The organism is Bacterioplanes sanyensis (genome assembly GCF_002237535.1).
Taxonomy (GTDB): Bacteria; Pseudomonadota; Gammaproteobacteria; order Pseudomonadales; family Oceanobacteraceae; genus Bacterioplanes; species Bacterioplanes sanyensis_A.
The window spans coordinates 4,270,003-4,293,726 of record NZ_CP022530.1 but is presented as its reverse complement, the minus strand read 5'-3'; the positions used below and the strand labels follow the sequence as shown (position 1 = coordinate 4,293,726).

Here is a 23,724-nt window from a genome sequence, read left to right as displayed (position 1 = left end):
TGTTACTGAAAACTTCGCGTCTTCTATGACACTCAGTCACTCTTAATTGCCCCAGTGGCGGAGCGCCTGGCACTTTATCGCCCGTTGATTACAGCCATAGTAGTGACGGAGCGCTGACACTAAATGATGTGAGCATTTCGGAGGTGGGCGTTTTTCAATTAGATACCGCCATTACTGGCGGCAATTATTTAGGCGTGGATGTGTCACCCGGCAGCAGCTTAGAGCCAGGCGTCACCAGCTTGCCTTTTGGCCGACAAGTACCATATCGCTTTGAGGCCACGGTTACGCCAGGTGAGCTGGCGCCGACTTGTGGAAATTTTAGTTACATTGGTGAGTCACTGTCTTGGTTAACGCCGCCCAGCATTGGTCTAACTGCAGTAAATGCCCAGGGCGATACCACAGTCAATTATTCGTTTACGGGTTTTAATAGGCTGGGTGTGGATAATTTTGAACCTGAAACCATCGGCAGCGATAACTCCAACTTGGGTACCGATGGTAATACCTTAGCGGTCAGTGAGACATTTAATGCAGGCACGTTATCGGATATTGGCAGCCTGCCATCTGGGGAGCTGGAGTATGTGTTTTCTAATACTGATGCCCTGAGCTACAACAAAAGCCTGTTAGCCAGAGTCGCCCCTTTTAACCCCGATCTGACGATTACTCTAGACGACTTTCAAGACGATGACGGCGTTGGTCATACACGGCCGACCTCGGATTTAACCTTTAATCCACAAGCCAATTTTGACATGCGCTATGGCCGTTTGTGGCTGGAAGATACCTATGGCCCAGAAACGCAAGACTTGGCGATGCCAATGCGCACCGAGTTCTTCAGCGCTGCTGGGCGCTTTGAGCAAAATACCGATGACAGCTGCACGGTGTTTGCCTCAACGTCAGCCGCTTTGGCGCCAGCGGGCTTTACCAGTTTGCAAAACAGCGCCGGCACCTTAGCGGCGGGGCGCGATGCCAGGGCGTTTGTTTTAGACGCTTCGGCGCCGAACCAAGGCAGTGTCGATGTCAGCTACGATGCGGCGACGGTATTGCCCTGGCTGCAAGATGACTATGATGGCGATGGCAGTTTGGACAACCCAACCGGTACGGCCACGTTTGGTATTTATCGTGGCCATGACCGGGTTATTTACTGGCGCGAGCTGCCGTAAATTATTCGTCGTGCTCTTCGTCGTCGCTGGAGGAATGATCCATATCCAGCTCTTTGATTTTGCGGGTGAGGGTATTTCTGCCCCAGCCTAATAAATTGGCGGCATCGCGTCGGCGCCCGGCGGTATGTTTCAGTGCCGTCTCAATCATGATGCGCTCAAACGCTGGTACGGCGGTATCCAATAATTGACTGACGCCATTGCTGAGTTGCTGATCGGCCCAGTAACGCAGCGCTTGTTCCCAGTTACCAGAAGTGTGGCTGCTGCCTTTTTGCTCCAATAGCTCAGGTGGTAAATCGCTGATCATCACCTCGCGGCCAGAGGCCATGACGGTAATCCAGCGGCAGGTGTTTTCCAGTTGCCGTACATTGCCAGGCCAGTCCAGCGAGGAGAGAAATTCCTCGGTGTCTTGCTTGAGCACTTTGACTTCGGTGTCCAGCTCTTCTGAAGCGCGTTTTAAGAAATGACTGAGCAAGCGTGGAATGTCTTCGCGCCGATCAGCCAAGCGCGGCAAATGCACGCGAATCACATTTAAACGGTGGAATAAATCTTCGCGAAAACGTCCTTCCTTTACTAGGTTTTCCAGGTTCTGGTGGGTGGCAGCGATGATGCGTACATTGACCTTAATCGGGGTGGTGCCACCAACGCGATAAAACTCACCATCGGCCAAGACCCGCAGCAAGCGTGTCTGCGTTTCTGCAGGCATGTCGCCAATTTCATCCAAAAACAGCGTGCCACCATCGGCTTGCTCGAACCGTCCGCGGCGCTGGCCCCCAGCGCCGGTGAACGAGCCTTTTTCATGGCCAAATAACTCGGATTCAATCAGGTCTTTAGGAATCGCCGCCATGTTCAACGCAATAAAAGGATTGGCAGAACGTGGGCTGTGTTTGTGCAGCGCATGGGCAACCAGCTCTTTACCTGTGCCAGATTCGCCATTGATTAAGACAGTAATATTGGATTGCGATAGCCGACCAATGGCGCGAAATACTTCCTGCATGGCCGGTGCTTCACCGATAATTTCTGGGTTGTCATCGTCTTCTGCAGCGTTAGGTTGCTGCGCACTGATTTCGGCAAAGTGTGCGATGGCACGGTGAATCAGCTCCACGGCATCGTCGACATCGAATGGTTTGGGCAAATACTCAAATGCGCCTTGGCGATACGACGACACTGCGCTCTCTAGGTCGGAATGTGCGGTCATGATGATAACCGGCAAATCAGGATGTGCCTCGTGGGCACGGCGTAATAATTCCAGGCCATCCATGCCAGGCATACGGATGTCAGAAATAATGGCATCAGGGTGCTCGTGCTGCAGCTGTTTTAACGCGGGCTCGGCTTGTTCAAATACGCGAGTGGTTAAATTCGCTTGCGTCAGTGCTTTTTCCAGCACCCAGCGGATGGATTTATCGTCATCAATAATCCAGACAGTGCTCATAGGTTTTCCAACGGTAAGTAAATAGAGAAGACGGTGCGGTCAGGTTGGCTGTCGAACTCAATAATGCCGTTGCATTGATTGATGATGGATTGTGCGATCGACAAGCCAAGACCGGTGCCATCGGCGCGGCCACTGACCATGGGGTAAAACAAATTTTCCTGCAACGACTCGGGAATACCTGGGCCGTTGTCCTGAATATCAATTTGCACCACCAACCGGTGGCGGTTGTGGCCAATGGTAAATTGGCGCACCGTGCGTGTGCGCAGGCTTAAGGTGGGAGTATCGGTATGGCTTTCCAGCATCGCCTGCATGGCGTTGCGGCAAATATTGAGCAGCGCCTGGATCATTTGGTCTTTATCGGCGAGTAGCTCCGGAATGGAGGGGTCGTAATCGCGGCGAATACGGATGCGATTGTGCGACTCGACCCCAATCAGCTGACAGACACGCTCAAGCACTTCGTGCACGTTGACGTCTTCTTGTTTGGGAATTTGCCTTGGGCCTAATAAACGATCGACCAAGTCGCGCAAACGGTCGGCTTCTTCAATAATAATTTGCGTGTATTCACGCAGACTTTCAGAGGGCAGTTCACGCTCTAATAGCTGTGCTGCACCGCGAATACCACCCAGTGGATTTTTGATTTCATGCGCCAAGCCGCGCACCAGAGAGCGCGTGGTTTCTTGCTTGGCAATCAGTTGCTCTTCGCGGCTAATGCGCATCAAGCGATCGCGCCCTTGCAGTTCGATCAATAATGTTGGCAGGCGTGTTTCTGGGTGAGCCACTGGGCTGACGCTGTAATCCAACGTCACTTGCTGTTGATTGTGCAGCATGATGGTGGCTTCGCGTTTGGTGTAGCTGTGGCCGGTGACGATGGCTTCTTCAAGTGCATCGCGATCCTTGTCGGCCTCGACCACCAGCTCCCAGAAATGCACTCCCAAGCCGCGTTTGCCGCTCATTTCCAGCAAGGCTTCGGCAGCCGGGTTCATGTAGGTCACGGTCAGCTCAGAGTCCAGCAAAAGTACGCCGGTGTTTAAGTGTTCGAGCAGTCGTTGGCTGATGACTGGGCTGGCTAGCATGGATGTTTCCCCCTTCTAGGCGGTCATCAGCAAGAACCAAGCCACCTACAAAATTCAGGTGTCGGCATGCACAATGATAGCGCCTGACAAGGCTGTGCATGCCACAGGGAGGAACAATAGCACCAAACCATGAGTTTTAATGCACTGGTTTGGTGAGCTTTGGGTGGATATATGCACCTGATTGGTGCGTTGGGTGCGAGTGGCTAGCGTGCGGAGGTGCGTTGTACCTGGACGGTAATGGTCTGGCTGGAGATCAATACCTCATCGTTTTCACCGCGTACCTGCAACTGGAATTGGTGCTCGCCACGCGGCAGATTGCTCAAGCTAAAGGAGGTCTGGCGCCCGCGTTCGATCACGCTGCTGCGGTTGAGCAATACCACCGTGTGTTTGGGCTGCAGCCCGGGGCTTAATACGCCGCTGATGCTGAGGTTGCCGGCCGAGCCGCGCGGTAATACGGTGCCATCGTTGGGCGCCACCACGGCCAAACTGGTGTATTCAAACGCCGGGGCTTTGGGCTCGGGTTTGCTTTCCTCAGGCTCCGGAATCTTCAGCGCTGGCATGGTGGGTAACTCTTTCACTTTATGCTTTTCCGAGTTTTTGCCCGGCTTATCGCTGAAGATAAGATTGCCATTTTTATCGCGGGTGACGTACACCTCGGTCGTGGCGACGGCGGTAAAGGTGAAGGCGGCTGCGGTCATCGCCAGCATGGCTTGCCAAACCCGGTTGCCCATTGTGATGCTCCAAAAAAGAAATCAGTGTGTCACATATAGTAGGACAGGCCCTAGCTGAATGGTGTGACGTAGGACTAATGGCGCGACTTTGCGTCTTATCGGCGGGCAAAAAATGAGAGATGGCGATGTCAGTCGTGCTTGCACACGGATGACTTTTTTATATGCTGCGCGCTGGCACAAAGGAAACAACAATATGATCGCATTGATTCAGCGCGTCAGCAGTGCGCAAGTTGTGGTCGACGGCGACAGTGTCGGAGCCATCGATCAGGGCATTTTACTGTTATTAGGCGTGCAAAAAGACGACGACAGCGACAAGGCGAAAAAGCTGTTGGACAAAGTTTTGAGCTATCGCATTTTCTCCGATGATGAAGGGCGGATGAATCGCAGTTTACGTGATATCGACGGTGAACTACTGGTGGTGTCGCAGTTCACCTTGGCGGCCGATACCCGCAAAGGCACCCGCCCTGGCTTTTCCAAAAGTGCAGCGCCTGCTTTGGCGGAGGCTTTATACGATGAGTTTGTGGCGACAGCCAGCGAGCAGGTACGCACTGCCAGCGGGCGCTTCGGTGCTGATATGAAAGTCTCGCTGACCAACGACGGCCCAGTCACGTTTTGGTTGGAAGTGTAAAAAACGCCGCAGCGATAGGGTTGGTCACCAACTGGGGTTACACTTTGACGCTTACGGTTATTGCAACAACACAGGTTTGTACGCTTTCTTATGGATTACACCGCGATTAAAGCCAGCCATATGGGCTTGGCGTATTTGAGTTTTATTCTGTTTAACCTGCGCTTCTGGTTGTTTTATTGGCGGCCGTCGTTGGCGCAGAAACTGTGGCTGCGCATTCCGCCGCATCTGATCGACAGCGCCTTATTGGTATTTGCCATCTGGCTGTGTTTCATCATTGATCAGTACCCGCTGCAGCAACATTGGTTAACCGCCAAAGTGATCGGTTTGATCGCCTATATTGGCATTGCCACCGTGGCCATTAAGCGCCAGCGTATGGTGGCTTATGCTCTGGCTGTTCTGGTGTTTGCTTACATCTTTGGTGCGGCAAAAATGCATTCGGCTTTGTCTTGGCTGGCATTGCTGTAATAGCAACGATGCTTGCTGGAACTAAAGCTGCCCTTTACGTATCCTACTACGACGATTCTCTGAGGCATGGCTGTGCGTTTCGCTCACTGCAGACATTCTGGCTCCCGGCTGTTGCTGGTGATCTTGCTGGCGCTGGCGTTTAACGCTCAGGCGCTGGCGGCTTGGTCGATGCCTGTTATACCGTTAACTGGTAGCAAACCTATGAGCGTGTCTGCTGCCAAGTCTTCAAGCATGTCACCGTGTCATAGCCAGATGGCCGACGCGGGTAACGCCATGAAGCATATGCCAGCGCCTCTCACCAACGAGCCTCTGTTGCAGTCAGATCACTGCGATACGCAACATGATTGCCAGTCTGACTGCCCCCATTGCAATGGCTTATGCTCCAGCGCGATGGCCACCGCCATGCCGCTGTCTTCAAACTGGCCTGGCAAACGCATGTCTCCTTTGTTCCATTCTCAAGCGATGCCCAAAGGCGCCTTAGCCAGCCTTTACCGACCTCCCATTCTCTGACCTGCTGCAGGCTTTGTTTGCTGTGATTCGTGCCTGTCGGTACAGGCCGTTGTCATAGCGCTTATACGCCTGCCTGTTTGTTTTATTTCAGTTTGAATTCAAACGGGTCAGAGACCAATGATGACACTTCAAGATATCAGCCGGTGGCTAACGACTGCCTGGCTATTGTTGAGCGCTTTAGGCGCTCATGCAGCTCCTTTGAGCTATGCGCAGGCACTTAACCGTGCCCAGCAGCAAGATTTTCAAGCGCAGCGCTGGCAGGCGCTCAGCGATGCGGCGTTGCAACAGGCGCACGGCGCTGACAGTTGGGATGACCCCATGCTGTCACTCAAACTGGCCAATGTGCCGGTGGATGATTGGGCGTTAGATCAAGAGCCTATGACACAAGTCATGCTCGGTGTGCAGCAATGGTTGCCGCGCGGCGATAGCCTGAGCTTGCAGCAACAGTTTTTTCAGCTTCAGTCCGAGCAAGCTCAGTGGCAGCACCAGTTGCGGCGGTTATGGCTAAGCCGCGAAGTAGGACGCTTATGGATCAAAGCCAGTTGGGTGTGGCAAGCCCAGCAACAGCTGGCTGAACAAAAGCAAAACTGGCAGCAATTACGTCAAGTGGTGCTGCAGCGTTATGAAAGCGGTCGCAGCCAAGCACGTCAGCAGGATGTGGTGGCCATTGATGTGCAGCTGCAGCGTTTGCAGCAGCGTTTATTGACCTTGCGCCAACAGCAGCAACAGTTGCAGGCGCAGCTGGCTAACTGGCTGCAGGCTGATGTGGGCGAGTTAGCGCCGTTGCAAAGCTCATTAGAGGAGTTTCACCGCGAGGCAGAACAGCCTGATTGGCGTCAGCATCCACAGTGGCAACTGGCACAGTTGGCTGAACGCAGCAGTGCCAATCGAGTGGCTTTTGAACAGCAGCAGCAAGGACCGCGCTGGCGTTTGGATGCTAGCTACGGCTGGCGCAGTAACAGTTCCAGTAACAGCGATATGCCACGCAGTGACTTTGCCTCAGTCGGTGTGGCCTTGGCCTTGCCGATGGGCGAGCGCAGCAGTCGCCAAGTGCGTGCCGCCATCGCCCGCCAAGCCGCTGACAGTGCAGCCTTGCAAGACAGTGAGCGCAGTCTGAGTTTGGCCTATGCCACGCGTCAGGCCGATGCTGGTGGTTTCACGCAGCGCTGGCAGCACCTGCAGCAACAGCTGTTGCCGAGTTTGCGCCAGCACTATCAGCTGCACTTAGCGAGCTATGGTCAGGGCCGCAGCGAGCTGGCCGAACTGGTGCAATCAGCACTGGAGCTAAGCAATACCGAATTGCAGTCGCTGGCCTTATTGCGCGACATCTGGCTCAGTCGCAACGATCTCAATTACTTCCACAACAACTATCCCATTGCACCGGCTCAGACGTTGTCTGATGCCCAACCCCTTTCGTTTGCCCGGCCATCGACTGACGCTAATAAGGAGCGCTTGCCATGAAAAAACGTACCCTTGTGCGCACCACATTAGCCATGGCGGCGGGAGCTGCCTTAGCCATGACGGTGCAGCGCTTTTATCCACAACTCGTAACTCCAACTGCGACCCAATCCGACAGTGCACCATCGGAGCCGCAGCCTTTGTATTGGGTGGCCCCCATGGATCCAAACTTCCGCCGTGATCAGCCGGGCTTATCGCCGATGGGCATGGAGTTGGTTCCTGTGTACCCAGATGATGCGGCCTCTAACTCTGCTGGTAGCGTAAATATTTCTGCTCAGCTGGCCAATCAGTTGGCACTGACGCAGCAGCCAGTTAAACGCGCACCTTGGCGCGACGAGCGCTTATTCGCGGCGGAAGTATTGCCTCATCCGCAAGCCACCCAAGCGGTGCAAGTGCGCTTTTCTGGTTGGGTCGAGTCGCTATCGGTCAATGCTGCAGGCGAAGGCGTTAGCGAAGGTCAGCCACTGCTGAGCATTTATAGCCCTGAGTTGGTGACCGCCCAGCAGGAGCTGTTGAGTGCGCGCGGAGCCATGCTGAAAGGCGCGCGGGAACGCCTGCGGGCGTTGGGCATGAGCAGCGAATGGATTCAAAACGTACGCCGTGCGGGCAAGATTCAGCAGCAAGTCGCCATTACCGCGCCGCAAGCGGGTTTGCTGTTGGATATGCCGCTGGCGTTAGGGCAGCAAATTCGCCCGGGCCAGACCTTACTGCGTATTACCGACCCGAGCCGGGTGTGGCTGCAGGTGCAGGTGGCTGGCCAAGCGTTGGCAGCGGACTTGAGCCAAGCCGAGTTGCAGGTACGCAGCGCATCGGGGGATTGGCAAACTACCGAGCTGCACTCCCTTGCGCCGCTGGCCAACCAGCAGGGACGGCAACGCATTCAAGCCAGTATTGCTGGCGAGCATGGTTTGATGCCCGGTGATTGGGTTGAGGCACGCTGGGTTTCTGAGAGTGAGCCAGTGTTGCAGATTCCGGCCCAGGCATTGATTGACGACGGGATGCAAGCGCGTGCTGTGGTGAGGCTGGCTGACGATACCTTTAAATCGGTGGCTGTAGTGGCTGGCCGGCGCAGCCATAAGGCCGTGGAGGTGCTGCAAGGCCTCAGTGCAAACGATGTGGTGGTCACCTCGGCGCAGTTCCTGATTGATTCAGAGTCCATGATTGATTCGGATTTATTGCGCTACGCCAAGCCGGATCACTCAGGCATGAATCACTCGAATATGGATCACTCGAATATGGATCACTCGAATATGGATCACTCGAATATGGATCACTCGAATATGGATCACTCGAATATGGATCACTCGAATATGGATCACTCGAACATGGATCACTCGAATATGGATCATTCGAATATGGATCATTCGGGCATGGATCATTCGGGCATGGATCTCTCGAACATGGATCATTCGAACATGGATCATTCGAACATGGATCATTCGAACATGGATCATTCGAACATGGATCATTCGAATATGGATCACTCGGGCATGGATCACTCGGGCATGGATCACTCGAACATGGATCACTCGAACATGGATCACTCGAACATGGATCATTCGAACATGGATCATTCGAACATGGATCATTCGAACATGGATCACTCCAATATGAATCACGCGGCTCAGCCAGCAAAAGATCAAGGAGCAAAGCATGATTCAGCGCATCATTGAGGCCTCTGTGCAGCAACGGGTATTGGTGCTGCTATTAAGCGCGATTTTGGTGGTGATCGGCCTACAGGCACTGCGCACCACACCAGTGGATGCCATTCCTGATTTATCCGATGTGCAGGTTATAGTGCGCACGCCATATCCAGGGCAAGCTCCCGAGGTGGTGCAGGAGCAGGTGACTTACCCGTTAACCTCGGCATTAATGTCGGTGCCGGGTGCCAAAACCGTACGCGGCTATTCGTTTTTTGGTGACTCCTTTGTTTACGTTATTTTTGATGACAATACCGATTTGTATTGGGCGCGTTCGCGGGTGCTGGAGTATTTAAACCAAGCTAACGATGCTTTGCCTGACGGGGTAAAACCGGCCCTAGGTCCGGATGCCAGTGGGGTTGGCTGGGTGTATTTATATGCACTGCAAGATACCAGTGGTCAGCATGACCTGGCCGATTTACGCGATTTGCAGGATTGGTTTTTACGCTACGAGCTGCAAACCGTGGCGGGAGTTTCAGAAGTGGCAGCACTGGGTGGTATGCAGCGCCAGTTTCAATTGCGACTCAAACCACAGCGGCTGATGGCCCACGGTTTGTCGGTGGCTCAGGTCATTACCGCATTACAGCAGGCCAATCAGGATACTGGGGCGTCTGTTGTTGAACTGGCCGAAGCGGAATATATGTTGCGCAGCCATGGCCTAATTCGTACCGCCGACGACTTATTAAATATCGGTATTAGCCATAATAATCAGGGTTTACCGGTGCTGGTGCGTGATATTGCCGACGTGTTGGAAGTGCCGCAAATGCGCCGTGGCATTGCTGAGCTAAATGGCCAAGGTGAAGTGGTCGGCGGCATTATTGTGATGCGTTCGGGTGAAAATGCCAGGGCCGTTATTAGCGCGGTAAAAGATAAGCTGCAGCAGCTCAAGTCGTCTTTGCCAGAGGGCGTAGAGGTTGTGCCAGTGTACGATCGCACTGCGCTTATCGATCGGGCGGTGAATAACTTATGGCACAAACTCAGCATGGAATTTGTGATGGTGGCGCTGGTGTGCGCGCTGTTTTTATTTCATTTGCGCTCGTCACTGGTGATTGTATTAAGTTTGCCTCTGGGGATTTTGGCGGCCTTTGTGTTTATGCGCTGGCAAGGCATTAATGCCAATATTATGTCTCTCGGAGGAATTGCCATTGCCATCGGTGCCATGGTAGATGGTGCCATTGTGATGATTGAAAACTATCATAAGTACCTGGAGCGCTACCCGCCCAAAACGGACACTGATCGTTGGCAAGGCGTGATTAGTAGTGCACAACAAGTAGGCCCGGCGCTGTTTTTCAGCTTGCTGATTATTACTTTAAGTTTTATTCCAGTATTTATGCTGGAAGCCCAAGAAGGGCGTTTGTTTGCCCCCTTGGCCTATACCAAAACTTATGCCATGGCCGCTGCGGCGATGTTGGCCATAACCTTAGTACCGGTATTGATTGGCTATTTAGTACGCGGGCCGATTAAGGCAGAAAAAAGTAATCCGCTGAATCGAGTATTAACGGCACTCTATACACCGGTGTTAAAACAGGCATTACATTTTCCTAAAACCACCTTGTTACTGGTGATCGTTATGGCTCTGTCAGCCTGGTGGCCAATGAAACAATTAGGGTCGGAATTTATGCCGCCACTGGATGAAGGCGACTTAATGTATATGCCCACCACTTATCCTGGCTTATCGGTGGCTGAAGCGCGGCAAATATTGCAGCAAACCGACCGCCTGATTGGTTCAGTACCAGAGGTCGCCAATGTTCTGGGTAAAATTGGCCGTGCCGATAGCGCCACCGACCCAGCACCTTTGACCATGATCGAGAGCTTTATTCAGCTTAAGCCAAGGGAGCAGTGGCGAGATGGCGTCACTTTGGATGATATTAAACAGGAGCTGGATCGCAAGGTGCAGTTTCCGGGGTTAAGTAACGCCTGGGTCATGCCGATTCGAACTCGCATTGATATGCTCGCCACCGGTATCAAAACCCCGGTCGGCATTAAGATAGCCGGCGATGATTTAAATCAGATTCAGGCCATAGGGCAGCAGCTAGAAACACTGATGGCTGATGTACCTGGGACAACATCGGTTTACGCTGAGCGTACGGTCAGTGGTCGCTACTTGGATATTCGTCTGCGACGTGAGCAGTTGGCACGCTTCGGCTTAACGGTGCAGCAAGCGCAGCAACTGTTGGCGACAGCGGTTGGGGGAAAAGCCGTCACACAAGCCGTTGATGGTCTGCGCCGTTACCCTGTATCGGTGCGTTTGCCACAGCGTTATCGTGATTCGCCCGAAGCCCTAAAACAGCTGATGTTTTATGCGCCCAACGGTCAATTGTTAGCGCTGGCGGATATTGCCGAGATTAACATTGCTGCTGGCCCTGCCATGATAAAAAGCGAAAATGCACGTATTAATGGCTGGGTATTTATCGATATTGCTGGCGTTGATTTGGGACGTTATGTCGAGCAAGCACAACAGCATGTGCAAACCGCACTGGCTGATGGGCGGCTGCAAATGCCCGCTGGCTATTCGTTAAACTGGTCTGGTCAGTATGAATATTTATTGCGTGCGCAAAATAAGCTGCAATTAGCCGTGCCGTTAACCTTAGTGATCGTAGCGGTATTGCTGTATTTGGCTTTTCAGCGGCTACGTGATGTTGCTTTGATTTTGCTTACCGTGCCTTTGTCGTTAGTGGGCAGTGTTTGGCTGTTGTGGGCTTTGGATTTTCATCTATCGGTGGCGGTGGGCGTTGGTTTTATTGCCCTGGCCGGCGTGGCGGTGGAAATTGGCGTGATCATGCTGGTGTATTTGCAGCAAGCCTGGCAACAACAAGTGGAACAGCAGCAGGGGCGGCAGCAGCCATTAACTCCTAGTGATGTTCGCACAGCGGTGTTGCAAGGCGCCGGACAGCGCTTGCGCCCCATTGCCATGACAGTCGCCACCATTGCCATTGGTCTATTGCCCGTTATGTTAGGGCAGGGCACCGGTTCTGAAGTGATGAGCCGCATTGCCGCCCCTATGGTGGGTGGTGCTGCCAGTGCCTTGTTGCTGACTTTACTGGTGTTGCCAGTCTTGTTTTACTGGCTAACTTGCTGGCAATTACGACACCACAACCATGACTCTGCCTGACATCTCACGTTGGCCTCTACCTTTGCACCAGGGCGATTATGCCCTGGTGATTTCTCGCGGTGATGATATCGCGCCACATATTTTGGTGTATGAAATTGAGCGCGATTTTCTGTCTGCACCGAGGCGTTTTGCGGTATTAAATATCGTCGCTCGTGACAGCCGCGCCATCGATATCAACCCAGAACCCAGCGCGGCAGCGATAGACTGCCAGTGGCTGGTCGATGACGATTTTGGCGACGATCAGCAAAGCTGGCAGTGGTCGCAAGGTGATGATGGTCTGCAGTGGATTTGCCATCAATGTGATTGGGTCACGACGGTCAATGCCCCTGATGCTAGGCAAGCACTGGTGAGTTTATTCAGTAGTGTTTGAGGTGAGCTGCTGTTCGGTAATCACTAAATCACGCCCCAAGCGCTTAGCTTGGTACAAGCAACGATCAGCACGCTCCAGCAGGCCACCGTCGGACTCACCGGACTGATGACAAGCAACCCCTATGCTGATGGTGACGTGACGATGATCTTGCACTTGGATTTGTTTAACTAAGGTGCGCAAGCGATCACAGATATTGCGACTGTCGTTTAAGCCAGTGTCTGGCAAAATTAATAAAAACTCTTCGCCGCCCCAACGGGCAATGGTATCCGTGGGGCGCAAATGCAAAGACAATAAACTGGCCACTTCAACGAGCACCAAATCACCGGCAGCATGGCCAAATTCATCGTTAATTTTCTTGAAAAAGTCGATGTCGAGAATCGCGATGGTCAACGGCGTGCTGGTTGGGTGTCGCTGTTCACATAAACGATTAAGTCGCTTCATGCCTAATCGGCGGTTGGCGATGCCGGTGAGTGGGTCGGTATTTACCTGGCTTTTTAGGTTCTCGGATAACTGTGAGAGTTGACGGTTACGCTCCGCCAGCTCTGAGGTTCTTTCGTCCACCTTTTGCTCTAGCTCAGAACGAAGATGCTGCCAGCGCTGCTCGGCGATGGCACGGCGGCGGATGTTAATCGACAAAACCGAAATAATGATGAATAAAATGATAACAATGCCCACCATCAGCAACAGAACTTTTTGGTGTTGCTGCAAAAAGGGCACCGGCTGAAACAGCAGCTGGGCATCGTCCGGGAGTTGCTGCAATGGAATATTAAAATGCCGCAGCTGGCGGTAATCAAAGGTCGGGCGATAGTCTGCCTGTGGCATGATGGAAAGGCTGTTGATCGGCTCGCCGTGCAATACTCGAATGATGCGGTTTGCCATATTTTGTCCGTGGCGATAGCCGTCGTTCATGGCGCCACCGACCACTCCGGTGCCCATCATCAGGTTGCCCCACATGGCAAAAATAGGACTATTGCTGGCCGCCGTTAATGATGGCAAATGGTGCAAATACGAAAAGTAATCGCCGTTGGTATCTTTATGAATGGCCAGCAGCAGCACCGCACTGTGATCTGGGAGTTGCTGCAGCTGCTGTCGTAATTCGCGTAATTGGAATTGCGTCAGCAAAGTGAGCTCCAGTTCCGGGTAATTCTCAGTCAGTTGTCGAGCACGTTCTGCCATCCTGCGCCCAAGCAGCGATTGCTGGTCGGCAATCATAAATACTGAGCGTGTTTGCGGCAGCAATTGCTTGATCAGCCCCAGGTTTTGTTCCACCGCCATGCCTTCATACACACCGGTATGCAGCGGGTGCTGACTGAAATCGTGCTGCTCGGGAATGTTCACACCGCCAAATACCAGCGGCACTTGTGATGCCCAGCTCGATAGCTCATTCAGTACCAACGACAATGCACTGTCGTCGGTGGTGATGATGAGCTCCGGCGGATGGTGCTGGTATTTGTGCGTCAGCACCGCTGTCATGTGCTGGCGTAATTTGGCATCGTCGATAAAACGCCGGTCGTCGAGGTATTCAATATGAATATTTTCTCGCGGGACTAGCGGCAGCAGCCGATCCATCAGGGCACGGTTGATCTCGGCCGTCCACACAAACTGCTGGTGATACGAATGAATAATTAAAATGCGCTGCTCTATCGCCCACATAGGCGTTGCCATGCACAGTAGCAACGCAGCGAGCCACAGCCGTTGCTTGCTCACGGTCAGTTGCTGGGTTGGGAAATGGCGTCGTCAGTCACAGCGTCGTCAGTCACCACTGGGCGTGGTGCCAGGGTAACCGGTTTTAGAAGATGGAACCCAAGGTCGGTGCCAACAGGGCCAATCACCGCTGCCTGACCGTCCCACTCTTGCAGTGCCTGGCTTAAGGCCAAAGGCAGTTGGTCTGGGTTGTGGTAGCCAGCAAACCCCATATTGCGCGCACTTAGGCAAACCGAGTGCTCGCTGGCCAGGTCTTCAAAACTGGCGCCAAGGTGCAGTTCGCGCAGTAAATCGCGGGCCAGCCATTCACTGCGCAATAGGATGTGATGGAGAGCAATAGGGGCCATGGACGCCGTACTCCTGTTCAACGGATGTCGCTAAAGATAGACCAAAGCGGGCCACGCCGCTGAGTCAGTCTTCGTCCGGCAGGGTGACGTTGAGCTCCAGCACCGAGGTATTGCCTTGATGCTCGAGCTGCACATTGACGTCTTGATCGTCGATGGCGACGTATTTGCGAATCACCGCCAAAATTTCTTGCTGCAGTTGCGGCAAGTAATCCGGACCGTTGTTGCGCAAACGGTCATGAGCGACCAACACCCGCAGACGTTCCTTGGCAACACTGGCGGACGAACGTTCTTCCTTGCGGAACAGATCCATTAAGCTCATGTCATCCCCCAAAGACCCGTTGCAGGAAGCCTTTCTTTTGCTTCTCGAGGAAGCGATGCGGTCGATCTTCGCCCAGATAACGCGCCACGGCATCGTCGTAGGCTTGGCCAGCATCGCTGTCGCTGTCGTGCACGACTGGCACACCTTGGTTGGAAGCCTTTAATACCGCTTCGGATTCTGGAATCACACCGAGCAGCGGCACCGCCAGAATTTCTTCCACATCAGTGACTGACAGCATGTCACCACGTTCTACTCGCTCGGGGTTGTAGCGCGTCAGCAGTAAGTGCTCTTTCACGCTGCCACCTTGCTCCGCCAGGCGTGATTTGCTTTGCAGAATCCCGATGATGCGATCGGAGTCGCGCACGGAAGACACTTCCGGGTTGGTCACAATGACGGCTTCTTCGGCAAAATACAGTGCCATGTGGGCACCGTGCTCGATACCGGCCGGTGAGTCGCAGACGATATAGTCGAAGTCTGCTTTCAGCTCGTTCAGTACCCGCTCTACACCGTCGGCCGACAAAGCGTCTTTATCGCGCGTTTGCGAAGCCGGAAGAATGAATAAATTGTTGAGCTTTTTGTCTTTGATCAAGGCTTGTTTCAGGTTGGCTTCGTTTTGCACCACATTGACGAAGTCATACACCACGCGTCGCTCACAGCCCATAACCAAGTCCAGGTTGCGCAGGCCAACATCAAAATCGATGACCACAGTGCGATGACCGCGCAGCGCCAAAGCGGTTGCAAACGCTGCGCTGGTGGTGGTTTTACCGACGCCTCCTTTCCCGGAGGTGATGACAATTACTTTAGCCAAGGGACAATTCCTTAAAGAAGCCAGTGCTGATCGGGTTGACGGCAGTATTTCCTAAACACTGTGGATGTTCAAGTTACCGTCTTGCAGAGTGACGACTACCGCACTGGAGGATGACAGCGGCTGCTCATCAAACAGACGATATTGGCCGGCGATGGCCACCAGCTCGGCATCAAACTGCTGACAGGCGATCACCGCGAGCTGATCACCTTTCACCCCAGCCAATGCGCGGCCACGCAAGGTGCCATAAATATGAATGTCGCCACCGGCGAGAATTTCAGCCCCGGCGCTGACCATGCCAATGATGATCAAATCCCCCTCGGCAAATACCTGCTGCCCCGAGCGAACATTGCCGCGATGCAGTTTGACCGGCAGGCTCGGGCCGGCCTTAGGACTGCTTTTAACGGCCTGGCGCCCTAGATCGGCCAGCCCCAGTTCCGCCAGCGGGGCTGCCCAATCGCGACTGGCGTTGCGCACGGCAATCGGCAGTAGGCCATAGCGGCGACATAGGGATACCACGGTTGCCAACGGGTGATCGGTGGGCAGACCGTCGATGTCGATGGCGCAGGGAAGTTGCTGAAACAGCGCCGGGGCTTCGGCTTGCTTGCGCTGTAGTTCGGCTTCGATCGCCTCGGGCGACCAATTGGAAAACGTTAACGTAGTGAGTGAGACGGTTCCGGCTTTTAGGCTAACGGCGGCTTCTTTCATTGTGCTTGCTCGCTGCGCGCCTTTAGAGGGAACTGCTCGAACCGAACATCATTGACGCCGTCGCGAATCAGGCGCCGCAGATTGTGATGGTTGTCGACATCCGGAGTTGCCAATACCTCGCGGTAATGTTCGCCAAAGCATAATAGCGTTTGCTCGTCTGACAACTGCAGCAACTGCGCCAGCGCCAATACTTGGCAACTGCCCTGATTTTGATGGTCGTTGTTGTGTACCGGGCCATTGTCAAAAGCGGTGGGGGTAAAGTGGTACCAGTGCTCAATGAAGGTCAGCGTGGTTGCAAATTCGTGTTGACCGGACTGTAGACTGGTCAGAAAAGCCTTGTGGGCGTGAGCGAAATCCGTCATGGCATCTTCCTTTCGACTGCGCATATCTGGCTTAACAGGCTATCACGCTGTCAGATCCTGTCACGGAAAAAGATTGCTAGAATGCTGTTTTTATATACAGTATTCTGATGGTTGGTCGGCGAACGCGAAGGTACGGGGAGGGCGACGATGCGTAAGGTCATTCATATCGATTGCGACTGTTTCTTCGCCGCGGTGGAAATGCGTGATCACCCACAGCTGCGCTCTGTACCTATGGCCATCGGTGGGCGCCAGCGGCGTGGCGTCATTTCTACCTGCAATTATCCGGCACGCGACTATGGCGTGCGCTCAGCCATGCCGGTCAGTCAGGCATTGAAATTGTGCCCTCAGCTGACGCTGATGCCCGGCCGCATGGATGTATATAAGCAAGTGTCGGCTGAGGTGATGGCCATTCTGCGCAGTGCGGCACGCCGCTTTGAGCAAGTATCCATCGATGAGGCTTACCTGGAAATTGATGAGGGCGAATCGGCCACTCAGTTGGCGGCGCAGCTGCGCGATCGTATCCGCCAGCAGCTGGGTATCAGTGTGTCTGCCGGCATTTCCGTCAACAAGTTTTTGGCCAAGGTGGCCAGTGATTGGAATAAGCCAGACGGACAGTTTCTGGTTGGCCCTGAGCAGTTGGACGAGTTTGTTGCAGCTCTGCCTGTCAGGCGCATTCCGGGCATCGGCCCCGCGTTTGAGCAACGCTTGCAACAGCACGGCATTGTTACCTGTGCCGACGCTCAGACGTGGTCATTAACGGAGCTGGTGCGTTTGTTTGGTCGCTCTGGCGCGCAGTTGTACGAGCGCTGTCGTGGTATCGACGAGCGACCGCTGCGCAGCCAGCGCGTGAGAAAGTCGATCAGCATTGAGCGAACGTTCTTGCACGATTTGCAAGGCGCGGAATCCTGCCTGGCCGAGCTGCCAGCACTGATGGCGCGCTGGCAGCAGCGCCTAGACACGGCAGGGTTAGAAGCGCAAACATTGGCGCCGTTTGTGAAAGTGAAGTTTGCTGATTTTCGCCAAACCACGCTGGCCGACCACGAGGCCGAGGCCACGGTGGCAGGGTTTCAGCAGCTGTTGCAACGTGCGCTCAAACGCAGCGACCAAGGTGTTCGCTTGTTGGGCATTGGCGGTCGTATCCCCGCCGATGACGGCCAGCAGCTCAGTTTGTTTCCAGATCAGGCAAACATGCCACCAGGCCACAGCAGCAAGGAGCCGCTGCTGATGAGCAGCCCCAGTACCGCGCCGACCAAGACATCGGTGGGGTAGTGCATTCCCAGAACCACACGCGATATTGCCACCAACGCCGCAAATGGCACCACCAGCCAAGCCAAGGCCGGTACAAATACACTGAACAACAGTGCAAAGTTCACCGCATTCATGGTGTGGCCTGAGGGGAAGCTGTATAAATCCAGGGGCGCGGTGTGGGCGTGAATGCCTTGCCAAGAAATAAACGGGCGCTGACGCACCAAGCGGCTTTTTAGCTGGCTGTAGAGCAATACGGACAGAGCGCCACACACAACAATGTGGCCAACGACCTGAATGCCTTGCATGCCCATTAGGGCTATCACCGCCAACATCAGGCTGTACCAAAAAACACCGTCTCCCAGACGGCTGACGCCTTTAAAGAAAACGCGAACGGCACGATAGCCGCCAAACTGATTCAGCTGTTGGCAGAAACGCAGTTCAAAGCGATCCGCTTTGTGGAACAGAAGAGCGGTTCTTGGGGCGACGCTTTTGCTCATCGGCATGGACGTGTACCTCATGGCTTGCCTGTGCCAGGCGTTGAATAAAGTCTTCTACAATGCTGCCCCAACTAATGCCCTCGGCGTGCTGGCGTGCCCGCTGTCGGATTTGACGCAACAGATTGGGGCTGTCGGAGAGCAGGCTGGCTTGATGAATAAAACTGTCGTCGTCGCCAAATGGGGCTACTAGGCCATTGTCGCCATGGCGAATATGCTCGTGAGCGGCGGCGTAGTCGAAGCTGACCACTGCCAAACCGCTGGCCATGGCCTCAGTCACCACGTTGCCGAAGGTGTCAGTTTTGCTGGGAAATAAAAAGACATCGCCACTGGCAAAGTGGCGTGACAGATCGTCGCCGGTTTGCATGCCGCAGGTGATGATGTCACTGTGTTTTTCCTGTAACGCTGGCAATTCAGGGCCATCGCCGACCAGCACCAGTTTGACGGCCTCATCCAGTGTTTTTAGTTGCTCAAACGTGCGCACCGCCAGTTGCAGGTTTTTCTCTCCTGCGATCCGACCGACGTAGAGCAAGACGATGTCGTCATCCTTCACTTGCCATTGGCGGCGTAGCGAGCCATCGCGTTTGTCTGGATGAAAGCGCTGGCTGTCGACGCCGCGCGACAACACTTGCACACGCTCAAAGCCGTGCTGTTCTAGCTCATCGCGCTGCGCCCGGGTTGGCACCAGGGTGGCTTGAGTGCGATTGTGAAAGCGGCGCAAATACGCATAAGCCAGTCGCTCAAAAGCGCCTAATCGATAATGCTCGATGTATTGATGGAAATTAGTGTGAAAGCCGCTGACCACCGGAATCGCTAACCGCTTGGCGGCCTTTACCGCCACCCATCCCATAGGACCTTCGGTGGCGACATAGATGGCTTGTGGACGAAAGGCTTGAATTGCCGCACGCACCCGCCCTTGCCAGGGGAGGCCAAAGCGCAATTCCTGATAGCCCGGGATCGGCAGCCCTGGCAATGTGACGGTGTGCCAATCGTCGCTGGTTGCTTTGCTATCGCCAGCTTGTCGCGGGCGAATGACCTGTACTTCAATTCCTCGTTGACGTAAGCCGCACACCAGTTGCGACAGCGTATTGGCGACGCCATTGATCTCGGGGGCAAAGGTTTCGGTCACTATGCTGACGCGGGTGATCGTCGCAGACATGGGATTATCGCTACTGGCCGACATATCCCTACTGTCGCGTGCGTCTGTGACAGTTCTTTTGCAGAGTGGTGACAGTACGGTGAAGGGAGCACGATTGCTCCCTTACCCGTTACCGTAGCGATTGGTCCGTGGCGATTGGTCAGTGCCGATCTTCGCGGTAATACGACGGTGCGTGTTGAGTCCAGCGGCGGAAGGCTTTGCGGAAATTGGACGGGTCGCTGTACCCCACCAAGGCAGCAATTTCTTCAATCGGGAGGTTAGAGGTGCGCAAATACTCGATGGCCATTTCTTTGCGCACTTCATCAAGAATGCGCTGATAGGAGGTGCCGACTTCCTGCAAGCTGCGGCTCAGCGTACGAGTCGAGGTGGCCAATTGCCCGGCGACCACGTCGACCGGCGGAAACAACCCTGGATTGCGCAGCAGAATACGGCGAACTTTGGCAACGATTCCTTCTTTCGGCCCCAGTCTGGCGAGAATTTCTTCGCACTGATTTTCCGCCATGGCGGCGGTTGCCTGATCGGCCATTTGCACCGCTTCGTCCAAAATGCTGCTGTCGAACACCAGTTCGGTACGCGGTTGATCGAACAGCACGGGGCAGTCAAAAAACTCTTTATAGCGCTGCTCGTATTGTGGCCGTGGATGGTTGAGATGCACGGCGACGGGCTGTAAATCACGGCCGGTCAAAAAGCGCGCTAAGCAGGTAAAGTTCACCACAAACAAGTCACACAGCATGCGGTAAATATGTTCAATCGGAATGTGTGTCGTGAGCCGCACGGCAGATTGTTCGTTTTGCTCCACCACTTCGAAGGTAAAGGCGGGGTCTACCAGCGGATGAAAGCGCAGCCCAAGCTGTAAGGCACTGCGAATATCAGCGCAGCTCATGATGGCATAGCCAAGCATACCGAACTGGTTGATTTTGATGGCGGCGCCAATATCCAAGCCAAGACTGTCGTCTGGGTAGGAGCGGATGAGATTTTCGGCCAGCAACAACACTTGTTGATAGCTTAAACGAGCACTCGGATCGCCAAACATGTCGGCGTTAAGGCCGGTGTTGTGCAGCAGCACGTCAGTACTGATGCCTTTGCTTTCGCCTACGCGCACTAAGGTGGCAGGAATGTTAACTGGCACCAGTGGCTCTGTCAGGCTCCACGTACCTCTAATCATGCTGTTACCGTTTATTGTTATAGTCGCCCGGCATGACGCCGGTTGTACGGTGGTAGACCGCACATAAGGCGCTAGCATGACAGGGTTTTGTCGTAAATCAACCCGGCCTTGCTGTGCTGACCTGAGCCATTGAGACACGCACGTTACTGCGGTTGTGCTGCGCAACCTGCGTTATTTCCTCTGTTTTCTCTGCTCTGTTAGCCCGGCTTGGTTTGGTTATTCGCTGGCGGAGGGTACGTCGCTGGCCTCTTCGATATTGTCTGCTGCTTTGGCAGACTTGCCGGGCGCTGGCAGCGGGAAGTGCTGGCGACTGATTAAACGGCCGAGATCGATCAGCTGCGACGTCGAGCGGTTATTCATCAGGCTCAGTATGATTTTGTTGATGGATTTGTTGTTCTTCTTCGCCGTCAGTAAGACCAGGTCGCTACGGCGCGACTCAAACTCGGCAATGATGGCGGGTAAGTCGGCTTGCAATAACATGTCTAACACTTGATAGGCGCGCTGGCGCGTCATTAACAGCATCCAGAACTGCTGGCGCAGCTTTTCCAGCGCCGGCTGGTTGACGTGTTCGACGGTCATTAACGCGGAGATATGGCCATCACGTTGTTTTTGGCTGGCGTGCAATTGTGCCAAGGCAAGTTCATCGGCGCCGCCATTGTTGAGCCAATAGCAGCGGCCGTCCCATTCCCGATACACCAAGCGGTGGGGAGCGTCTGACTCTGGAAATGCCGTGGCAACCAAGCGCTCAAAGTCGGCATTGCTTTCCCAGTCGCGGTCGTAACAGCAGCTTTCGGCGTAACTGGGCAGGGAGGGCCAGATTTCACTGTCGTCACCGACGTCCACACCTTGTATCGCGGTGACCAGCCAGCTGCGCTTTACTTCTTGCTCTAGCAACAGTTTGCCCAGCAATTGATGCAGGCTTTCCCAGTCCTGACCGGCATCGGCCAACGAGCTTTGTGCGGCGATGAGTGTTTGCTGAATACTGAGCCAGTGATGACGCAAGTGGCTACTGGGGTTGAGCGGTCCCATGGGCTCCAGCGGCAGTTCACGCACGGCTTGGGTGGCATACCAAACCGGAAACAGCCGTTGCAGCAGTCGGTTGAACCAAGCTTCGATATCGATGCCGCGTGTTTCCGTTGTCATGGCGCACTCCTTAACCCTTGCTAAGCATGTCGGCCGTTGGTGACTGTTCTATAGTCTGAATTACCGCCCAATAGTCAACTGGAGCTGTGTGCAGACATGTCAGTAGAAGGAAATAAGCCGAGCGCTGTAATGGCACAGATCGAAGCTGCGTTGGCGGCCAGTGGGCTGCAGGTGGCGCAGGAAAGCGGCGATGCCTGGGGCTTGTTTCAGCAAAATCTGGCGGACTGGCTGAGTGTTCATGATGTGCCGGTGAACGAGTTCAGTGATTGGCCACAGCCACTGAGTGAGCGCCTCGATATCGCTAACGAGCTGTTGTTGCACTGGCCTCAGTTGCGCCAGCAAGCGTTACAACTGGCGCGCGCTCAGCAGCGGCCTGGCTTTGCCTGCGCCGATCATGATTTTGAGCGGCGCTGCCTCGCCTGGAAACAGCGTTTGCAGCAGCTGATCAAAACTCGCCAAGCCAGCTAACGCATCTCATTTCGAACTCGGTATACTGCGCCCTGGTACTGCTTTTCTCTGAGATAAACCGCAATGAAGACAATATACATTCCCGTCGGCACGGTGACGGGGACGGCGCAAGCCGTTGCTGATCAAGTCGCTTCAGCATTGACAGAACAGGGCCATCAGGTGGTCGTCGATGCTGCGCCATCTATCGCTCATCTGAATGTTCAAGCCTTTGATGCCATATTGGTGGTGACGGCCACCACCGGGCAAGGCGATATTCCCGACAATTTGCTGCCGTTTTACAGCGAGCTTGGGGATGTATTTCCACTGCAAACGGGCAAGCCGTTTGGCGTGATCGCGCTGGGTGACAGTTCTTATATGAATTTCTGCGGTGCTGGGGAGAAAATGGAAGAGCGGTTGTTCGAGCTGCAGGCCGTGGCTCCGGTACCTAAGGTCACGATTGATGCGACGGAAACCGTCACGCCCGATGACGATGCGCTGTTTTGGCTAAAAGAGTGGATTGAAGTGGCGTTAGCGAGCTGATTTCATATTTTGCAGCAAATTGTGCAGATAATTGATGCGTTGGCGCTCGCTGAACGGTGTTTGATTTTGTTCAAACTGCTCGCGAGCGTCACTAACGCGCTGCAGCGCATTGATCGTTGCTTCGCTATTGCCGGTATCGCTGTTGTCGGCGCTGATGATGGCCATGGAGTTCAGCGCTTGGCCCTGTAGCAAGCCGTATTGCTGCAGTCGTAATTGAAAGTCTGCCAACTGTTGTTTGGGCAGCGCTTCAACGTTGAACTCACTGGCAACGGCACTGACCATGATGGCACGTGTCGAAAACCGGTAATCCTCGGGTTTCAACTCCTCGTTGGTTTGAGTGGCATCACTTGCAGTGGGCGCCAGTGGTGAACTGGTGGGTTGATTCTGCAAGTAACTGGTCAGTGCGCCCAGTTGCATAATAGGCTCCGATCGATCAAGGCTAACGTTCTATAAGCACAGACCATGCCATGCCTTTAATGCCAGGGAACATGAGGCCTGCAGCGGTGTTGATGAGGTACCTAGCTGACTTGGCGGCAGGGTGTTGCCGCCAGCGCGTCGAAATGTAAGCGACGAAGAGTTTGGGTCATTTACGAATTAGTACAAATGTACCTGTGAAAGCGGTATCTATTCGCTGTTCTATGCGGATAATT

Annotated in this window: 24 protein-coding genes and 1 pseudogene; 11 read left to right on the top strand and 14 right to left on the bottom strand. The window is 54.2% G+C overall.

The genetic code is table 11. The features are described from left to right. Window positions 1-53 precede the first annotated feature (53 nt). A pseudogene (locus CHH28_RS19760) lies at window positions 54-1,157 on the top strand (DUF6701 domain-containing protein); the annotation flags it as partial. A 1-nt stretch (window position 1,158) separates the two neighbouring features. Here the strand turns inward: CHH28_RS19760 and ntrC are convergent. The 3 genes from ntrC to CHH28_RS19745 all read right to left on the bottom strand — a co-directional run bounded on the left by ntrC (window position 1,159) and on the right by CHH28_RS19745 (window position 4,390). After that, window positions 1,159-2,586, bottom strand: coding sequence for a nitrogen regulation protein NR(I) (ntrC, locus tag CHH28_RS19755; RefSeq protein WP_094058388.1), 1,428 nt, complete (start codon window positions 2,584-2,586; stop codon window positions 1,159-1,161). Then, entirely contained in the window at window positions 2,583-3,659 is a 1,077-nt protein-coding gene (gene glnL, locus CHH28_RS19750; RefSeq protein WP_094058387.1) for a nitrogen regulation protein NR(II), read from the bottom strand. Before glnL ends, ntrC begins: the two co-directional genes overlap by 4 nt. Window positions 3,660-3,862: 203 nt before the next feature. Then, entirely contained in the window at window positions 3,863-4,390 is a 528-nt protein-coding gene (locus tag CHH28_RS19745) for a DUF4124 domain-containing protein (protein WP_094058386.1), read from the bottom strand. 193 nt (window positions 4,391-4,583) lie between these two features. Here CHH28_RS19745 and dtd point away from each other — a divergent pair, with 193 nt between their 5' ends. From dtd to CHH28_RS19715, 7 genes are all read left to right on the top strand, one after another. Further along, window positions 4,584-5,018, top strand: a complete 435-nt coding sequence (gene dtd, locus CHH28_RS19740) for a D-aminoacyl-tRNA deacylase (protein ID WP_094061922.1) — start codon at window positions 4,584-4,586, stop codon at window positions 5,016-5,018. A 90-nt stretch (window positions 5,019-5,108) separates the two neighbouring features. Next, window positions 5,109-5,483, top strand: coding sequence for a SirB2 family protein (locus tag CHH28_RS19735; protein WP_094058385.1), 375 nt, complete (start codon window positions 5,109-5,111; stop codon window positions 5,481-5,483). Between the two features lie 66 nt (window positions 5,484-5,549). Then, window positions 5,550-5,993 carry a CopL family metal-binding regulatory protein gene (locus CHH28_RS20740; protein ID WP_420093157.1) on the top strand — a complete coding sequence of 148 codons (444 nt, stop codon included), beginning with the start codon at window positions 5,550-5,552 and terminating at the stop codon, window positions 5,991-5,993. Window positions 5,994-6,110: 117 nt separating this feature from the next. Further along, the gene (locus CHH28_RS19730; RefSeq protein ID WP_094058384.1) at window positions 6,111-7,454 is read left to right on the top strand and encodes a TolC family protein; all 1,344 of its coding nucleotides are present in this window, start codon (window positions 6,111-6,113) and stop codon (window positions 7,452-7,454) included. Continuing rightward, window positions 7,451-9,124, top strand: coding sequence for an efflux RND transporter periplasmic adaptor subunit (locus tag CHH28_RS20440; protein ID WP_094058383.1), 1,674 nt, complete (start codon window positions 7,451-7,453; stop codon window positions 9,122-9,124). The genes CHH28_RS19730 and CHH28_RS20440 overlap by 4 nt, the downstream gene beginning before the upstream one ends. Continuing rightward, window positions 9,105-12,263, top strand: a complete 3,159-nt coding sequence (locus tag CHH28_RS19720; protein WP_094058382.1) for an efflux RND transporter permease subunit — start codon at window positions 9,105-9,107, stop codon at window positions 12,261-12,263. Before CHH28_RS20440 ends, CHH28_RS19720 begins: the two co-directional genes overlap by 20 nt. Then, window positions 12,250-12,633: a hypothetical protein gene (locus CHH28_RS19715; protein ID WP_094058381.1), complete on the top strand. Its 384-nt coding sequence runs from the start codon at window positions 12,250-12,252 to the stop codon at window positions 12,631-12,633. Before CHH28_RS19720 ends, CHH28_RS19715 begins: the two co-directional genes overlap by 14 nt. Here CHH28_RS19715 and CHH28_RS19710 read toward each other — a convergent pair. The 6 genes from CHH28_RS19710 to CHH28_RS19685 form a co-directional block, all read right to left on the bottom strand. Continuing rightward, a complete protein-coding gene (locus CHH28_RS19710) occupies window positions 12,616-14,340 on the bottom strand; it encodes a diguanylate cyclase (RefSeq protein WP_094061920.1) in 1,725 nt (574 codons plus the stop codon). The two genes, CHH28_RS19715 and CHH28_RS19710, sit on opposite strands and share 18 nt — an antisense overlap. 2 nt (window positions 14,341-14,342) lie before the next feature. After that, the gene (locus CHH28_RS19705) at window positions 14,343-14,684 is read right to left on the bottom strand and encodes a peptidylprolyl isomerase (RefSeq protein ID WP_094061919.1); all 342 of its coding nucleotides are present in this window, start codon (window positions 14,682-14,684) and stop codon (window positions 14,343-14,345) included. A 64-nt stretch (window positions 14,685-14,748) separates the two neighbouring features. After that, window positions 14,749-15,003, bottom strand: coding sequence for a cell division topological specificity factor MinE (gene minE / locus CHH28_RS19700; RefSeq protein WP_094061918.1), 255 nt, complete (start codon window positions 15,001-15,003; stop codon window positions 14,749-14,751). A 1-nt stretch (window position 15,004) separates the two neighbouring features. Then, on the bottom strand, window positions 15,005-15,811 hold the full coding sequence (minD, locus tag CHH28_RS19695) for a septum site-determining protein MinD (protein WP_094061917.1): 807 nt from the start codon (window positions 15,809-15,811) through the stop codon (window positions 15,005-15,007). Window positions 15,812-15,862: 51 nt separating this feature from the next. After that, window positions 15,863-16,516: a septum site-determining protein MinC gene (gene minC / locus CHH28_RS19690; protein WP_094061916.1), complete on the bottom strand. Its 654-nt coding sequence runs from the start codon at window positions 16,514-16,516 to the stop codon at window positions 15,863-15,865. Next, the gene (locus CHH28_RS19685) at window positions 16,513-16,878 is read right to left on the bottom strand and encodes a HopJ type III effector protein (RefSeq protein WP_094061915.1); all 366 of its coding nucleotides are present in this window, start codon (window positions 16,876-16,878) and stop codon (window positions 16,513-16,515) included. The genes minC and CHH28_RS19685 overlap by 4 nt, the downstream gene beginning before the upstream one ends. A gap of 147 nt (window positions 16,879-17,025) precedes the next feature. Here CHH28_RS19685 and dinB point away from each other — a divergent pair, with 147 nt between their 5' ends. Beyond that, on the top strand, window positions 17,026-18,147 hold the full coding sequence (dinB, locus tag CHH28_RS19680) for a DNA polymerase IV (protein WP_094061914.1): 1,122 nt from the start codon (window positions 17,026-17,028) through the stop codon (window positions 18,145-18,147). Here dinB and CHH28_RS19675 read toward each other — a convergent pair. The 4 genes from CHH28_RS19675 to CHH28_RS19660 all read right to left on the bottom strand — a co-directional run bounded on the left by CHH28_RS19675 (window position 18,057) and on the right by CHH28_RS19660 (window position 22,087). Continuing rightward, on the bottom strand, window positions 18,057-18,629 hold the full coding sequence (locus tag CHH28_RS19675) for a phosphatase PAP2 family protein (protein ID WP_094061913.1): 573 nt from the start codon (window positions 18,627-18,629) through the stop codon (window positions 18,057-18,059). The genes dinB and CHH28_RS19675 overlap by 91 nt on opposite strands. Then, a complete protein-coding gene (locus CHH28_RS19670) occupies window positions 18,565-19,779 on the bottom strand; it encodes a glycosyltransferase family 4 protein (RefSeq protein ID WP_094062158.1) in 1,215 nt (404 codons plus the stop codon). Before CHH28_RS19670 ends, CHH28_RS19675 begins: the two co-directional genes overlap by 65 nt. A gap of 139 nt (window positions 19,780-19,918) precedes the next feature. After that, complete coding sequence (locus tag CHH28_RS19665; protein ID WP_199243956.1) at window positions 19,919-20,944, bottom strand: AraC family transcriptional regulator; 1,026 nt, start codon at window positions 20,942-20,944, stop codon at window positions 19,919-19,921. A 216-nt stretch (window positions 20,945-21,160) separates the two neighbouring features. Then, window positions 21,161-22,087, bottom strand: a complete 927-nt coding sequence (locus tag CHH28_RS19660; RefSeq protein ID WP_094061911.1) for a DUF6685 family protein — start codon at window positions 22,085-22,087, stop codon at window positions 21,161-21,163. 129 nt (window positions 22,088-22,216) lie between these two features. Here CHH28_RS19660 and CHH28_RS19655 point away from each other — a divergent pair, with 129 nt between their 5' ends. Further along, window positions 22,217-22,555, top strand: coding sequence for a hypothetical protein (locus CHH28_RS19655; RefSeq protein WP_094061910.1), 339 nt, complete (start codon window positions 22,217-22,219; stop codon window positions 22,553-22,555). 63 nt (window positions 22,556-22,618) lie between these two features. Continuing rightward, window positions 22,619-23,074, top strand: coding sequence for a flavodoxin domain-containing protein (locus tag CHH28_RS19650; RefSeq protein WP_094061909.1), 456 nt, complete (start codon window positions 22,619-22,621; stop codon window positions 23,072-23,074). On the opposite strand, the gene CHH28_RS19645 is transcribed toward CHH28_RS19650, so the two are convergent. Then, the gene (locus CHH28_RS19645) at window positions 23,063-23,491 is read right to left on the bottom strand and encodes a hypothetical protein (protein ID WP_094061908.1); all 429 of its coding nucleotides are present in this window, start codon (window positions 23,489-23,491) and stop codon (window positions 23,063-23,065) included. The two genes, CHH28_RS19650 and CHH28_RS19645, sit on opposite strands and share 12 nt — an antisense overlap. Window positions 23,492-23,724: the final 233 nt, after the last annotated feature.

What these genes read in the sequence shown, in the direction of transcription:
- CHH28_RS19670 (WP_094062158.1), bottom strand. Translation starts at nt 19,779, where the DNA reads ATGTCTGCGACGATCACCCGCGTCAGCATAGTGACCGAAACCTTTGCC.
- minC (WP_094061916.1), bottom strand. Translation starts at nt 16,516, where the DNA reads ATGAAAGAAGCCGCCGTTAGCCTAAAAGCCGGAACCGTCTCACTCACT.
- CHH28_RS19705 (WP_094061919.1), bottom strand. Translation starts at nt 14,684, where the DNA reads ATGGCCCCTATTGCTCTCCATCACATCCTATTGCGCAGTGAATGGCTG.
- CHH28_RS19660 (WP_094061911.1), bottom strand. Translation starts at nt 22,087, where the DNA reads ATGACAACGGAAACACGCGGCATCGATATCGAAGCTTGGTTCAACCGA.
- CHH28_RS20440 (WP_094058383.1), top strand. Translation starts at nt 7,451, where the DNA reads ATGAAAAAACGTACCCTTGTGCGCACCACATTAGCCATGGCGGCGGGA.
- CHH28_RS19720 (WP_094058382.1), top strand. Translation starts at nt 9,105, where the DNA reads ATGATTCAGCGCATCATTGAGGCCTCTGTGCAGCAACGGGTATTGGTG.
- CHH28_RS19685 (WP_094061915.1), bottom strand. Translation starts at nt 16,878, where the DNA reads ATGACGGATTTCGCTCACGCCCACAAGGCTTTTCTGACCAGTCTACAG.
- glnL (WP_094058387.1), bottom strand. Translation starts at nt 3,659, where the DNA reads ATGCTAGCCAGCCCAGTCATCAGCCAACGACTGCTCGAACACTTAAAC.
- dinB (WP_094061914.1), top strand. Translation starts at nt 17,026, where the DNA reads ATGCGTAAGGTCATTCATATCGATTGCGACTGTTTCTTCGCCGCGGTG.
- CHH28_RS19730 (WP_094058384.1), top strand. Translation starts at nt 6,111, where the DNA reads ATGATGACACTTCAAGATATCAGCCGGTGGCTAACGACTGCCTGGCTA.
- dtd (WP_094061922.1), top strand. Translation starts at nt 4,584, where the DNA reads ATGATCGCATTGATTCAGCGCGTCAGCAGTGCGCAAGTTGTGGTCGAC.
- CHH28_RS19645 (WP_094061908.1), bottom strand. Translation starts at nt 23,491, where the DNA reads ATGCAACTGGGCGCACTGACCAGTTACTTGCAGAATCAACCCACCAGT.
- CHH28_RS19715 (WP_094058381.1), top strand. Translation starts at nt 12,250, where the DNA reads ATGACTCTGCCTGACATCTCACGTTGGCCTCTACCTTTGCACCAGGGC.
- CHH28_RS19650 (WP_094061909.1), top strand. Translation starts at nt 22,619, where the DNA reads ATGAAGACAATATACATTCCCGTCGGCACGGTGACGGGGACGGCGCAA.
- CHH28_RS19745 (WP_094058386.1), bottom strand. Translation starts at nt 4,390, where the DNA reads ATGGGCAACCGGGTTTGGCAAGCCATGCTGGCGATGACCGCAGCCGCC.
- CHH28_RS19665 (WP_199243956.1), bottom strand. Translation starts at nt 20,944, where the DNA reads ATGATTAGAGGTACGTGGAGCCTGACAGAGCCACTGGTGCCAGTTAAC.
- ntrC (WP_094058388.1), bottom strand. Translation starts at nt 2,586, where the DNA reads ATGAGCACTGTCTGGATTATTGATGACGATAAATCCATCCGCTGGGTG.
- CHH28_RS19675 (WP_094061913.1), bottom strand. Translation starts at nt 18,629, where the DNA reads ATGCCGATGAGCAAAAGCGTCGCCCCAAGAACCGCTCTTCTGTTCCAC.
- CHH28_RS19655 (WP_094061910.1), top strand. Translation starts at nt 22,217, where the DNA reads ATGGCACAGATCGAAGCTGCGTTGGCGGCCAGTGGGCTGCAGGTGGCG.
- minE (WP_094061918.1), bottom strand. Translation starts at nt 15,003, where the DNA reads ATGAGCTTAATGGATCTGTTCCGCAAGGAAGAACGTTCGTCCGCCAGT.
- CHH28_RS19735 (WP_094058385.1), top strand. Translation starts at nt 5,109, where the DNA reads ATGGATTACACCGCGATTAAAGCCAGCCATATGGGCTTGGCGTATTTG.
- CHH28_RS20740 (WP_420093157.1), top strand. Translation starts at nt 5,550, where the DNA reads ATGGCTGTGCGTTTCGCTCACTGCAGACATTCTGGCTCCCGGCTGTTG.